Genomic DNA, 12,543 nt, shown 5'->3' with positions numbered 1-12,543 from the left:
CGCTTGATTGCAGCTCTTTTGAAGATTACTTGCGATGAGTATTAGCTCTTATGGGTAGAATGTTTCGCCAATGCAACTTGCTGTTCGTTTTTCTTGTATAAATGTTCAAAACAGTAGTTTGTCGCTTCGATATAACCTTCTACACTACCGCAATCAAAACGCTTACCTTTAAATTTATAGGCCAAAACGCAGCCTGATTTTGCTTGTTTTAATAGCGCGTCAGTGATTTGGATTTCACCGCCTTTACCAGGCTCAGTTTGTTCGATTAACTCGAAAATATCAGGAGTCAGAATATAACGACCAATGATAGCCAAATTGCTTGGGGCTGTACCCGGTTCTGGCTTTTCTACCATGTCATCCACGCGGAAAAGATCGTCTTTGATCATTTCACCCGAGATCACACCATACTTGTGTGTTTCGTCTGCGGGAACTTCTTGTACTGCAACGATTGAACAGCGGAACTGGTTGTACAGTGCTACCATCTGTGCCAGAACGCCTTTCTCTTCATTGACACAAAGATCATCCGCTAAAACAACAGCAAAGGGTTCGTCACCCACGAGCTCTCTGCCTGTGAGAATCGCGTGCCCTAAGCCTTTCATTTCTCGTTGACGAATGAAAGTAAAGTTAGCAGTTTCGATAATGTCTCGGATATCAACAAGTAGGTCTTCTTTGTTCGTTCCTTGGATTTGGTGCTCAAGCTCGTAGTTCATGTCAAAGTGATCCATGATCGAATGCTTACCTCGACCCGTCACAATACACATACCGTTCATTCCTGCTTGAATTGCTTCCTCTACGCCATATTCAATTAGAGGTTTGTTTACTACTGGCATCATTTCTTTTGGCATTGATTTGGTTGCTGGTAAAAAGCGAGTGCCGTAGCCAGCTGCCGGAAATAGGCATTTTTTAATCATTTTTTCGCCCTGCTAAACTATCTGTTTTGTCTTAAAACGGAGTTGTCATGTTTAAACATAGATTTACTGCAGACTTTAGCATGATACTTTCGTGAGATTCAGCACATTCTGCGTCATGAAAATGAAAATGTGCTGAAAGGCGCATTTATGAAAGTAGATTTTGATTTGCCCAACTGATGGCTTGAACTCGGTTTTTCACCGAAAGCTTTTTAAATATCTGATACAAATGAGACTTGACTGTAAACTCGCTGATAAAAAGACTTTCTGCCATTTGCATATTTGATGCTCCAGTCTGTAAGCAACGCAAAATCTGAATTTCTCTTGCTGTGAGGTCAACTGAAGCTTGTGCATGGTGGGCCTGAAAATGATAACGGTAATAATGTAGAAGCTGGCTTGAGGCATGACGTGGGAGCCAGTTTTGCCCGTTGATTATTTCTCCCAAGCCTTCACAGATACTCTCGGGAGTATCATCCTGATAAAACAGCCCTTTTAAGTTACCAAAAGTGAGCAATTCTTCTGTATGCAGCCTTTTATCAACGTTAAATAGAATCGTTTCAAAGTGAGGACTCGTAATCTTTAACGCTTTTAAATTTTGTCTAATCAGATGATGTTCCTGATAGTTAATCAGCAAAATTTTGTGTTTATCTGTGTGATAATTTCGCAATAACTGCTCGGGGAGAATTTGAGGGATTGGCAAAGCGAGAAGTTCTAGAGCTTTTTCTAATTGCTCAGGGACGCATGTGTCGTCCATGCAAAGAAAATATATGGTTCTGGCATAGTTGTGTTTTGGCATGGATTATTCCTTAGTAGGATGCGGTGAAATGCGTCAACAATGCCTAAAATTAAAAGATAGAGCGAATTGGGATAGCGAGTTTGCGTGGGATTTCAATCGATTGAGTAAATGAGTTTTATATCAAATTGCAAATGGAAGATTTCCCCCGAAAATTAGAAGCTTAAAAATGAAATTGGAATGAGTTTTTGATAACAATTCGACCGGACATTTAAGCTCGAGAAAAAGCGTGTTATCCTAACTGACTGTTTGAAATTTTTTCAAAAATTATACGATTTAAAGACGGAGCGAAACATGGCAAGCCGTGGCGTGAATAAAGTAATTTTGGTGGGCAACTTGGGTGGAGATCCTGAAGTTCGCTATATGCCAAGTGGCGGTGCTGTTGCAAACATCACCATTGCAACGTCAGAAACATGGCGTGATAAAGCAACGGGCGAACAGCGTGAGAAAACTGAGTGGCACCGAGTTGCTCTTTATGGAAAACTTGCAGAAGTAGCGGGTGAGTACCTGCGTAAAGGTTCTCAAGTTTACATTGAGGGTCAGTTACAAACTCGTAAGTGGCAAGATCAAAGTGGTCAAGATCGTTACTCAACAGAAGTAGTTGTGCAAGGTTACAACGGCATTATGCAAATGCTTGGTGGTCGTCAGCAACAAGCTGGAGGCGCGGGTCAAGGTCAACCTCAGCAACAAGGCGGATGGGGGCAACCTCAACAGCCTGCGAGACAGAGCCAACCAGCGTATCAGCCAGCTGCTCAGCAAGCACCTCAACAAGCTCCTCAGCCTCAATACAATGAGCCGCCAATGGATTTTGACGACGACATCCCGTTTTAATTGTCTCGATTTTAAAAAAGCCGCAATTTTGTGGCTTTTTTTATATACTTAGCGCACTGTTTACATAATTTTTGCGAGCAGCCTTCTTCGATGAATAATGCCACCCATCGATAAATTGAAAGGGAATTCAATTTCTATGCGCTACACGCCTACGCTAAAACTCAGTACACGTTTAGTGGTTTTCGTCACTTTGATTGTGACCAGTGCGATGTTCATTTTGTTTATAGGTGGAACCTTATCCTTTCAGCGGTTAGGGCAGGAATATCTCAACCACTACATGCAGGGCATAGTGGAAGTGGTGGATAAAGAGATGGAAGATCCAGATGCTGCCTATTCTATGCAGCGTTGGATGCCCAAGATGCTGCAAGCAAGCAATATTGTTGAGATGGAACTGTCATCTCAAGCTGGCATTATTTACCGTTTTAAAGACACCTCCTCAAAAATCGATCCTGCACGGCTGTATCAAGCCGATTTTCCTTTGCAACGCATTCAAGGTTATTCGGTGCACTTTAAAGTCGTACCGCCTTATGTTGGCTTTAGCTATTCCATCGGTGCTATGTGGTCGATAACAGTCGCTGTTTTATTCATTGTTTTCTGCTTGGTACAGAGTGTTAAGTGGTTGCGTTTTCAGCTTTTGGGATCGGAAATGCTGGAAGAGCGTGGGCGAATGATATTGGCCGGTAGAGTTGAGCAATACGCAAAAGGCGATGACAGAGAGTGGCCATATACTGCCAGTGAAGCTTTAGATGTTCTGATCGAAGAGTTACAAGATGCGCGTCAAGAGCGTAGCCGTTTTGATACTTTTATCCGCACACAGACATTTCTCGACCAGTTAACGGGTACGGCAAATCGAGTCCTGTTCGACAGCAAATTAGAATCGGCGTTGCAGGAGAGTGGCGCTCAAGGTGGCGTTCTGATGCTACGTATTGATGATCTTGATGTAGCGAAAGAAGAAAACGAGAAACGCGTCATTGATGATTTTGTCGTTGAAGTTGGCCAGTGTATCTCAAACGTTATTGCTCGTTATCCAGACGTAATTTTGTCTCGTTACTATGATTCAGTATTTGCTCTCTTCATGCCACACCAAACGGCAAAAGATGTCTCTCATGTTGCTTCTCAATGCCTGAAGTTTATTGAACGCCTAACGCCGCCAGATCCATTAGATAAAGATAATTGGTTCCATATTGGTGTCAGTATGTACAAGGAAGGAGAGCGTAGAGGCCGAATTATTGATGAGACAGAAACGGCTTTGAAAAGTGCTCAGTTGCAGAGAGTCAATGCTTGGAGTCGCTTCGAAAAAGCGGCGGTTGCCGAAGACAGAGGCAGCGTACGTTGGCGGACTCTATTCGATAAGGCTCTTATTGATGACAATATCATCCTATTCCGACAGGCTTGCTATTTGTCCGGTCGTTCTAATCACTTAGAATTATTGCATAACGAATTGTTCGCTAGAATTAACGACCCTGACAAAGGGGTGTTGAAAGCGTCTCGATTTAGTTCAGCTATAGAAACCGTTGGCTATGAAGCTGTCCTAGATAAAGCGGTGATGAGAAGAACGTTACAACTGATTAAGTCTTCAGTTAACGAATCCGCGTTGTCGGTAAACCTGTATGTACTTCCTTTTTCTGATAAACAATATTTTCGCTGGTTCCGTAATGAGTTAATGCAGTTAACCTTCCGCCAGCGTGGTCAGTTATCGTTTGAATTTACTGAAGGGCATTTAGTTCAACATCTGGATTATATGCGTCCGGTACTCAGAACAATATCCGCACTTGGGTGCGAGTTGATAGTCGGACAAGCAGGGCGAACAATCGTTGCAACCCACTATATCAAAGACTTAAAGATCAACTATCTTAAATTGCATCGAAGCCTAATAAAGCAAATCGATCAAAGACATGAAAATCAGTTGATAGTGCGTAGCCTGTTAGGGGTCTGCAAAGGCACACAAACAAAAGTCATTGCCGTGGGGGTTGAAAACCAGTCAGAGTTACAGGTTTTGCATAATCTTGGGGTTGATGGTGTTCAAGGACGGTTATTTAATACTGAACAACCACTAAATCCGAGCAAGTTACCTGTGGCGGAACGTCAAGTTAAACCCGGTAAACGAAACCGATGGCGCACAAAGTAGAGATAAATGAAGATTGAAGCATTGTTAAAGCGGTTCACCAGAAAAAAATCTAAGCAGATGGCAGTGTTTGCGGTGGTTCAACCTGATGCGATTTATTTCTCGTCATCAGAATCCCTTGCCTTGCCTGAACATTACCCTTTGGCCAATAATACTTGGCCTAATGCTTTAGTGAATGCTCTTCTTACCGCCGGAGCGAAAGGGTTGAGTGTTCACGTGGTGTTGCACGCCCAACTGTTTCAAAGCTATCAAATTGATAAGCCATCTATTCCTCAGCAAGAGTGGTCAAGTGCGCTGCCATTCTTGTTAAAAGACCTGATTACCGAAAAATCTTCAGATGTAATTGCGGATGCTTACCCGCTCGACGGCGGCAATAAGGCGCAAGCCTACGTGATTAACAAAAAGGTCGTTTTAGAAGCGAGCAGTTTACTTGAGAGTATGGGGTGTAGCCTCGAGAGTGTTGTTCCTGAACAAGAAGTTTGGGGCCGAAACAATGGTGAGCTGAAAAATTACTTATTAGTGCAACGCAGCAAAGGCAGCCATTTTAAATTAGAAGCGTTCGTCAATGAGCGTTGTATTTTCCAACGTACACTGCGTGGTGTTGTCGCACCGATTACAGGCGTTGCTAGTACAGCACTTCAACTTGATGGTCTTGCGCTAGAGCTGCAACGTTCAATCGACTATTTGTCTTCTCATTTCAAAGGCACCTCTCTGCATCAGCTAAAAGTGTGTTGTGATGAAGAAGAACACGCTGAACTCGTTCAAGCATTGGGTGAGCGTTTAAGTGTCAAGGTTGCCCCTCTGGTTGAAGGTGCTGAGCATATCGTTTCTGGCCAAGTGTTGGCAGAAAAAGCACTGTTTGTTCCTGCTGATGCGATCAACTTTTATCAAGAGCACCTGAAGCCAAAGAAAGAGTTGATGACGCTATCATCCATCACTGCTGTCTGGGGGGCTGTTGCTGTTGTTATGCTATGCTTCTTTGCATGGTTTCAATTTCAAAATATTCAATATCAGCAACAACTTAAACAAGCCAACCAACAAAATACCCAACTGACGGCGCAACTTGGAGAGCTGAAACAAAAGCATGCGGCGCATCTGCCTTCAGCAGAAAAAGTGGCGGCTTCAGCTCGTTTAAAGAAAGAGATTGAATCACAGCAAGCATCACTAGCTGCGATTGGCCAGTATGACGCTTCGCGACAGTTGGGCTATTCCGGAGTGATGGATGGTTTAGCAAAACTTTCCCGCCGTGATATTAGCTTAAGTGAGATAGAGATAAATGAAGCAACGTTGGATGTAAAAGGTATGGCGAGAGATGCCAACGTTATACCAACATGGATTGCGCAATTTAAGGATGAAGTGAGTTTGACTGGACGTAGTTTCGAACAACTCACGATTGGTCGTGACGAGCAAGACATAGTGACGTTTGAATTGAAATCAAAACGAGGTGTGGAGAAATGAACGAACGCTGGCAGAAATGGAGTCAACAGTTCGAAGGCAGAGCTCCGCGCGAAAAGTGGTTAATCGCCATTTGTGGTTTGATTGTGATTACGATGGTGTTGCAGACACTGCTAATCGACCCACTATTGCAGCAGAGAAAAGACGCCCAACAGAAGTTAATGTCGCAGCAATCCGCTAATCAGCGAATGGAAAGTGAAATCATCATTTTGCAGCGCGAACTGGCTAAAGATCCCAACGCAGAGATAATTAAAGAGTTAGAACAACTGCAACAGCAGAGTCAGGAGCTGTCTATGCAGCTTTCTGAAGTTATGAGTAATTTGGTCTCACCATCACAGATGGCTAATTTGCTACAAAGCGTATTGGATCATAGTGCTAAATTGAAATTAGTGAGCTTGACATCATTGCCAGCTAGTCCAATTAATGAGACAGATAGCAATGCCGAATATTTCCTACATCCGGTTCGGATGGAACTGAATGGCACTTATTTCGCTATCAGGGATTATTTGCACGCGTTAGAAAGCCTGCCTGTGAAATATTATTGGCGTAGTTTTCACTATCAAGTTGAAACCTACCCTAATGCCAAGTTGGTATTAGAAGTCTACACACTTGGAACCCGTGAGGAGTTTATCGGTGGCTAGGATATCGATGCTAAATAAGGCATGGTGGTTAATGATACTTGCTGCCGTTTCGGTTTCTGTCTCGGCGAGCCAAGAACAAGATCCAACCGCGCCATTAGGTTGGATGAAAACAGAACAAGTTAAAAAAGCAAAAAGAAACGTACCTGTACCTGAACTGCAAAGCATTGTTTGTAAAGATGATAATCAATGCTATGCCATTTTAAATGATAAGGTCGTGGACAAGGGCGATAGTGTGTCTGGCTATAAAGTGTCTAAAGTCACGCCATTGCAGGTCGAACTTAAGCAAGGCAGTAAAAGTTGGACTTTGAAGCTGTTCTCTCTGGACATTAAGAAATAAGGTTAAGAATTCATATGCGTAATATGATCATCGGCGTAGTGATGGTGGGTTTAGTGGGCTGCTCTATGGGGCATCGTGACCCAGTGGAAGCCAAACAGTCGCTGAATCAGGCTATTAATGAAGCGAATAGCCGCAATTTAGAAAATCTACCGCCATCGGTAGAAGCGGATCTTATGCCTGATATGGACGGAGCAATCGCGACATCGGATCCTAGCTTGAAGCGTTTTCGTATTCAGGCGAACGGCGTTCAGGCGAAAGCTTTTTTTACCAGCTTAGTAAAAGGCACTGAATACAGTGTTGCAATTCATCCAATGGTGGATGGCACTGTCACTGTCAATTTATCGGAAGTCACACTTGATGAAGTGTTAGATGTGGTTCGCGATCTTTACGGTTACCAAATTGAAAAAGTCGGTAAGGTTATCCAAGTTTATCCAGCGGGCTTACGCACGGTGACTATCCCTGTTGATTACCTGCAATTTAAACGAAGTGGTCGCTCACTGACAACCATCACTACAGGTACTATTACCAATACGGACACCAATTCTTCAAGCGACAGCTCTTCTTCGTCTTCAAGTAGTTCGAATAACAATAATTCGAACAACAGTGATAGTAATGCTACGTCGGACCGAGGTGGTACAGAGATTGAAACGTTGAGCGAGAGTGATTTCTGGCCACAGCTACAAACCGCTGTAGCCCAGTTGGTGGGCTCTGGTCGTGGTCAAAGCGTGGTTGTAACACCGCAAGCGAGTGTGATTACGTTGCGTGCGTATCCAGATCAAATTCGCGAAGTTCGCCGATTTTTAGGTATTTCTCAAGAGCGTATGCATCGCCAAGTGATTATGGAAGCGAAGATTCTAGAGGTCACTTTAAATGACGGCTACCAGCAAGGAATTAACTGGAGCAAGATGTTTACCTCTAATGGTGTTAACTACCGAATTGGTACTGGTGACACATCGGGCGCTGGCTCTGCAATCAGCAAGGGTCTAGGTACCATTGCTGCGCTACCCGGTATTGACACTATTGGTACACTACTGGGCGGGCAAACCAACATTGTTATGTCGAGTGGCAGCTTTGAGTCGGTATTGAGCTTTATGGCAACGCAAGGCGACTTAAATGTGCTATCAAGCCCTCGCGTTACCGCTGCAAATAACCAGAAAGCAGTGATCAAAGTGGGGACGGATGAGTATTACGTTACCGATTTATCCAGTGTCGTTGGTAATGGCGATAATTCTGAAGCATCTCCTGATGTGGAACTGACGCCATTTTTCTCGGGTATTTCACTGGATGTAACTCCTCAAATTGACGACAAAGGCCATGTACTGCTGCATGTTCACCCTGCTGTTATTGAAGTGGAGCAACAGAACAAAACCATCACTTACAACAACAAAGTGATTTCTCTGCCGCTGGCGAAAAGCTCTATCCGCGAATCTGACTCTGTAATTCGTGCCAAAGATGGCGATGTGGTTGTAATTGGTGGTCTGATGAAAACCAATACCTTGAACCAAACATCGAAAGTCCCGTTTTTAGGGGACATCCCAGTGTTAGGGCATGCGTTTCGCAACACATCTCAAGTGACACAGAAAACAGAATTGGTCATCTTGCTAAAACCAACGGTAGTTGGTGTCAATACGTGGCAAAAAGAGTTGGAGCGCTCACGTGATTTGTTGCAGGAGTGGTTCCCTGACTCTGAGTAATGAATATGTATTTGGAGCACTTTGGTTTTACACAACAGCCTTTTCAATTAACGCCTGATACTGGTTTGTTTCTGGGGCTAGACCCGCATTATGAAGCGATTCAAACCGTCAGCGCGGCTCTGCAAATGGGTGAAGGTGTCATAAAAGTAACTGGTGAAATCGGAACGGGAAAAACCATGGTGTGTCGGATGTTGCTGACTCATCTTAAAGAGTATGTCCAGCTGATATATTTGCCTAATCCAGCCTTGAATGGTGACGATTTACGTACGGCGATAGCAAAAGAACTGAACATCAATGACAGTTCAAAAGTTGGTTTGGTCGAAGCAATTCAAGAGCGACTCATTGAATTCCATACCAGTGGTAAAAGAGTGGTTGCTTTACTGGATGAAGCCCAAGCGCTTTCTGATGAAGCGTTGGAAGTGTTGCGGTTGTTTGGCAATCTGGAGACCGAACAAACCAAGTTATTACAACTGGTTTTGATTGGTCAGCCAGAACTGGATGAAAGACTTGAACAATACCATTTAAGGCAATTCCGTCAGCGAATTACTTTTAGTGCCAAGTTAAGACCATTAGATATGGCTGAAACCGTTGCTTATATTGACAATCGACTGTCTAAATCAGGCTATGAAGGTGCGCTGTTCAGTTTGAATCAGAAGAAAGTTATTTGGAAAGCGTGTCAGGGCACACCTCGACTTATCAATCAGGTGTGCCATAAAACCCTGTTGCTCGCGTTTTACGAACAGACCAAACAGGTCAAGAACCAGCATCTATACACTGCTATTCACGATACGTACGATACTTGTAAACCCAAACATAAAACTCCAGTTATCTGGGGATGGAGCCATTGATGAGTGTTATGAACAAAGCTTTATCTCAACTTGCCGATAAGCAGCAATCATCACTTGATCCAATAGAAAAAGCGCACGTTGAGCCAATCAAAACGCGTCCTATCTGGGTATGGATGATGGCAGGATTTGGTTTGAGTTTAGCGGTTGGCGGTTGGGCTGTGTCACAGCAAGCTCTCGACGTTCAAAATACCCAAGTGCTTAATCAGCCAATACAAGTAAAGGCGTTTGTTGAACCTGCTCCTGTTGTTGCTTCTCCAACACAGAAAGTAAACCAAGCATCAGTGGTGGTTTATCACTCCGCGCCGATTGAAGAGCCGATATTGGAATCTCGTCAAGTTACAGAAGAAGCGACAGAAGCTACCAATATTGCACAGCCTGTTGAACCAGCAATCTCAACGCCAAAGACCATTGCTTCAAATGAGGCGGCAAGGAATCAAACACGCATTCAAAAGCCTGTGTTGTTAGCGAGCAATACCACTTCTGCACCAGTGAACTCAAGTTCAGTAACTCAGGTGCCTGTAATGGTATCTTCAGAATCGAAAAGTGCACAAGAGAACACGGTAACCATTGAACAGGTAGAAATGAGCCCTGAAAAACTGGCAGAAAAAGCAATTTCCCGAGCAAATAAAGCAATGGATTCTAGCGATTTTCAAAATGCTGTCAGTGCTTACAGCGAGGCTCTTCGCTATACGCCGGATAATGAATCTGTACGTCAAAAATTGGCGGCGTTGTATTACGGTAAAGGTGAAGTGCGCAAAGCATTTGATTTGATGCAGCGTGGTATCGAAATAAACCCTGAAGGTGAAACTTTGAGAATTGCGTTGTCAAAATTGCTGATGAAAGAGCAGCAAGCAGAAGCGGCATTAACACCGCTCGCTTATTTACCTGCATCGGTAAGTGTGGAGTACCTTTCATTACGCGCGGCGTTGGCGCAAAAAGTGAAACAGAATGAAATTGCACTAGAAAGCTATCAGAAGCTTACTGAGAAAGAGGCGAACAATGGTCGCTGGTGGCTTGGTTTAGCGATTCAGCAAGAGCGTTCGTTTTTGTTAGAAGAGGCGAAAACGTCTTATCAAAAGGCGTTAACAAAGGTTGGGGTATCGATTCAGTCGCAAGCCTTTATTCGTAATCGTCTAGATGTGCTGAATCACCTAGAGGAGAACAACAATGCAAATTAAGTTAAGAAAACGACTGGGGGATTTGCTGGTCGAAGAGGGCATTGTTACTGACGAACAGATTGGGCAGGCATTATCTGCTCAGAAGAATACTGGTCGTAAGCTGGGTGATACCTTAATTGAGTTAGGCTTCTTATCTGAACAGCAAATGCTGAGCTTTTTGTCTCAGCAACTGGCGATTCCGCTGATTGATTTGAGCCGTGCGACGGTCGATATTGACGCGGTACAACTGCTTTCCGAAGTTCATGCACGCCGTCTGCGTGCACTAGTGATTGGCCGCAATGGCGATACTCTGCGTGTCGCAATGAGTGACCCTGCGGATTTGTTTGCTCAGGAGTCCCTTCTCAACCAACTGTCTCAGTACAGCTTTGAGTTTGTTATCGCACCAGAAAAGCAACTGGTGGATGGTTTTGACCGTTATTACCGCCGTACCAAAGAAATTGCCTCTTTCGCTGAACAGTTACAGGCTGAACACCAAGTTACAGAAGCGTTCGACTTTGATATTGCTAATGATGACAGTGAAGAAGTGACGGTTGTTAAGCTGATTAACTCGCTGTTTGAAGATGCGATTCAGGTGGGGGCGTCGGATATTCACATCGAGCCAGATTCAAAGATATTGCGTATTCGTCAGCGTGTGGATGGCATTCTTCATGAAACGGTTTTAAACGAAGTGGGTATCGCATCAGCGCTTGTTTCGCGCTTGAAGCTGATGGCGAATCTGGATATTTCTGAAAAACGTCTGCCGCAAGATGGTCGCTTTAACATCCGAGCTAAAGGGCAGTCGGTTGATATTCGTATGTCGACAATGCCTGTGCAATATGGTGAATCGGTTGTAATGCGTTTATTAAACCAGTCCTCTGGTATTCGGGAGCTGGATAAATCAGGCATTCCTGACAAGCTGTTACTGCGCTTCCGACGTCAGCTTAAGCGCCCACATGGTATGATCCTCGTCACTGGACCGACAGGTTCGGGTAAAACAACCACTTTGTACGGCGCGCTAAGTGAACTGAATGAAGTGGGCAAAAAAATCATTACTGCAGAAGACCCTGTGGAATACCGACTGCCGCGAGTCAACCAAGTACAGGTAAACTCTCGCATTGGTCTGGATTTCTCGACTTTATTGAGAACCTTCTTACGTCAGGATCCCGATATTATCCTGATCGGTGAGATGCGAGACCAAGAAACGGTGGAGATCGGTTTGAGAGCCGCACTAACTGGTCACTTGGTTTTGAGTACCTTGCACACCAATGATGCTGTGGAAACCGCATTACGTTTAATTGATATGGGGGCTCCTGGCTATTTGGTCGCGAGTGCTGTTCGAGCTGTGATTGCTCAGCGTCTGGTACGTAAAGTTTGCCCAGATTGTAAGACGTATGATGAGTTGGATGAAGCTCAGAAGCAGTGGCTTGCGGTTCGTTTTCCTAACCAAGTTAATTCACAATTTGTGCATGGTCGAGGCTGTCAGAACTGTAACCTAACGGGTTATAAAGGTCGTATCGGTGTCTTCGAAATGCTTGAGCTAGAGCACCACATGATGGATGCATTGCGCGCTGATGATTCTATCGGTTTTGCGAAAGCCGCCCGAGCTTCAGAGAACTATAAGCCTTTGCTCGCATCAGCGATGGAGCTGGCAGTTAAAGGTATCGTCAGTATTGATGAGGTCATGGCGTTGGGTGAAGGTGAAGCTCACACAGTCGCTGAGCCTATTTATCTGTAAGGCCAATTATCTGTAAGGA

The 12,543-nt window shown here is 44.2% G+C and carries 11 protein-coding genes; 9 read left to right on the top strand and 2 right to left on the bottom strand.

From position 1 onward, the window contains the following. Nucleotides 1-41: 41 nt before the first annotated feature. Nucleotides 42-911 (bottom strand): UTP--glucose-1-phosphate uridylyltransferase GalU, encoded by an 870-nt coding sequence (gene galU, locus L3V23_RS19900; RefSeq protein ID WP_102966962.1) that lies wholly within the window; start codon nucleotides 909-911, stop codon nucleotides 42-44. A gap of 145 nt (nucleotides 912-1,056) precedes the next feature. Next, nucleotides 1,057-1,704: a LuxR C-terminal-related transcriptional regulator gene (locus tag L3V23_RS19895; RefSeq protein WP_042489353.1), complete on the bottom strand. Its 648-nt coding sequence runs from the start codon at nucleotides 1,702-1,704 to the stop codon at nucleotides 1,057-1,059. Nucleotides 1,705-1,995: 291 nt separating this feature from the next. Here L3V23_RS19895 and L3V23_RS19890 point away from each other — a divergent pair, with 291 nt between their 5' ends. The 9 genes from L3V23_RS19890 to L3V23_RS19850 all read left to right on the top strand — a co-directional run bounded on the left by L3V23_RS19890 (nucleotide 1,996) and on the right by L3V23_RS19850 (nucleotide 12,524). Continuing rightward, nucleotides 1,996-2,532, top strand: a complete 537-nt coding sequence (locus L3V23_RS19890) for a single-stranded DNA-binding protein (RefSeq protein ID WP_042489350.1) — start codon at nucleotides 1,996-1,998, stop codon at nucleotides 2,530-2,532. Nucleotides 2,533-2,668: 136 nt separating this feature from the next. Beyond that, nucleotides 2,669-4,660, top strand: coding sequence for an RNase E specificity factor CsrD (gene csrD / locus L3V23_RS19885; RefSeq protein WP_102966963.1), 1,992 nt, complete (start codon nucleotides 2,669-2,671; stop codon nucleotides 4,658-4,660). Between the two features lie 6 nt (nucleotides 4,661-4,666). Continuing rightward, nucleotides 4,667-6,115, top strand: coding sequence for an MSHA biogenesis protein MshI (locus L3V23_RS19880; protein WP_102966964.1), 1,449 nt, complete (start codon nucleotides 4,667-4,669; stop codon nucleotides 6,113-6,115). After that, nucleotides 6,112-6,753 (top strand): type II secretion system protein GspM, encoded by a 642-nt coding sequence (gspM, locus tag L3V23_RS19875; protein ID WP_102966965.1) that lies wholly within the window; start codon nucleotides 6,112-6,114, stop codon nucleotides 6,751-6,753. Before L3V23_RS19880 ends, gspM begins: the two co-directional genes overlap by 4 nt. Beyond that, the gene (locus L3V23_RS19870; RefSeq protein ID WP_237292800.1) at nucleotides 6,746-7,090 is read left to right on the top strand and encodes an MSHA biogenesis protein MshK; all 345 of its coding nucleotides are present in this window, start codon (nucleotides 6,746-6,748) and stop codon (nucleotides 7,088-7,090) included. Before gspM ends, L3V23_RS19870 begins: the two co-directional genes overlap by 8 nt. A 14-nt stretch (nucleotides 7,091-7,104) precedes the next feature. Beyond that, on the top strand, nucleotides 7,105-8,784 hold the full coding sequence (mshL, locus tag L3V23_RS19865) for a pilus (MSHA type) biogenesis protein MshL (RefSeq protein WP_102966966.1): 1,680 nt from the start codon (nucleotides 7,105-7,107) through the stop codon (nucleotides 8,782-8,784). Between the two features lie 5 nt (nucleotides 8,785-8,789). After that, a complete protein-coding gene (locus L3V23_RS19860; protein ID WP_102967003.1) occupies nucleotides 8,790-9,632 on the top strand; it encodes an AAA family ATPase in 843 nt (280 codons plus the stop codon). Beyond that, nucleotides 9,632-10,810, top strand: coding sequence for a tetratricopeptide repeat protein (locus L3V23_RS19855; protein ID WP_102966967.1), 1,179 nt, complete (start codon nucleotides 9,632-9,634; stop codon nucleotides 10,808-10,810). Before L3V23_RS19860 ends, L3V23_RS19855 begins: the two co-directional genes overlap by 1 nt. Then, on the top strand, nucleotides 10,800-12,524 hold the full coding sequence (locus tag L3V23_RS19850; RefSeq protein ID WP_102966968.1) for a GspE/PulE family protein: 1,725 nt from the start codon (nucleotides 10,800-10,802) through the stop codon (nucleotides 12,522-12,524). The genes L3V23_RS19855 and L3V23_RS19850 overlap by 11 nt, the downstream gene beginning before the upstream one ends. Nucleotides 12,525-12,543 lie beyond the last annotated feature (19 nt).

The organism is Vibrio sp. A1-b2 (assembly GCF_021726015.1).
GTDB classification, from domain to species: domain Bacteria; phylum Pseudomonadota; class Gammaproteobacteria; order Enterobacterales; family Vibrionaceae; genus Vibrio; species Vibrio diazotrophicus.
This window is presented reverse-complemented; position numbering and strand designations above follow the sequence as displayed.

What these genes read in the sequence shown, in the direction of transcription:
- gspM (WP_102966965.1), top strand. Translation starts at nt 6,112, where the DNA reads ATGAACGAACGCTGGCAGAAATGGAGTCAACAGTTCGAAGGCAGAGCT.
- L3V23_RS19890 (WP_042489350.1), top strand. Translation starts at nt 1,996, where the DNA reads ATGGCAAGCCGTGGCGTGAATAAAGTAATTTTGGTGGGCAACTTGGGT.
- csrD (WP_102966963.1), top strand. Translation starts at nt 2,669, where the DNA reads ATGCGCTACACGCCTACGCTAAAACTCAGTACACGTTTAGTGGTTTTC.
- galU (WP_102966962.1), bottom strand. Translation starts at nt 911, where the DNA reads ATGATTAAAAAATGCCTATTTCCGGCAGCTGGCTACGGCACTCGCTTT.
- L3V23_RS19850 (WP_102966968.1), top strand. Translation starts at nt 10,800, where the DNA reads ATGCAAATTAAGTTAAGAAAACGACTGGGGGATTTGCTGGTCGAAGAG.
- mshL (WP_102966966.1), top strand. Translation starts at nt 7,105, where the DNA reads ATGCGTAATATGATCATCGGCGTAGTGATGGTGGGTTTAGTGGGCTGC.
- L3V23_RS19860 (WP_102967003.1), top strand. Translation starts at nt 8,790, where the DNA reads ATGTATTTGGAGCACTTTGGTTTTACACAACAGCCTTTTCAATTAACG.
- L3V23_RS19880 (WP_102966964.1), top strand. Translation starts at nt 4,667, where the DNA reads ATGAAGATTGAAGCATTGTTAAAGCGGTTCACCAGAAAAAAATCTAAG.
- L3V23_RS19895 (WP_042489353.1), bottom strand. Translation starts at nt 1,704, where the DNA reads ATGCCAAAACACAACTATGCCAGAACCATATATTTTCTTTGCATGGAC.
- L3V23_RS19855 (WP_102966967.1), top strand. Translation starts at nt 9,632, where the DNA reads ATGAGTGTTATGAACAAAGCTTTATCTCAACTTGCCGATAAGCAGCAA.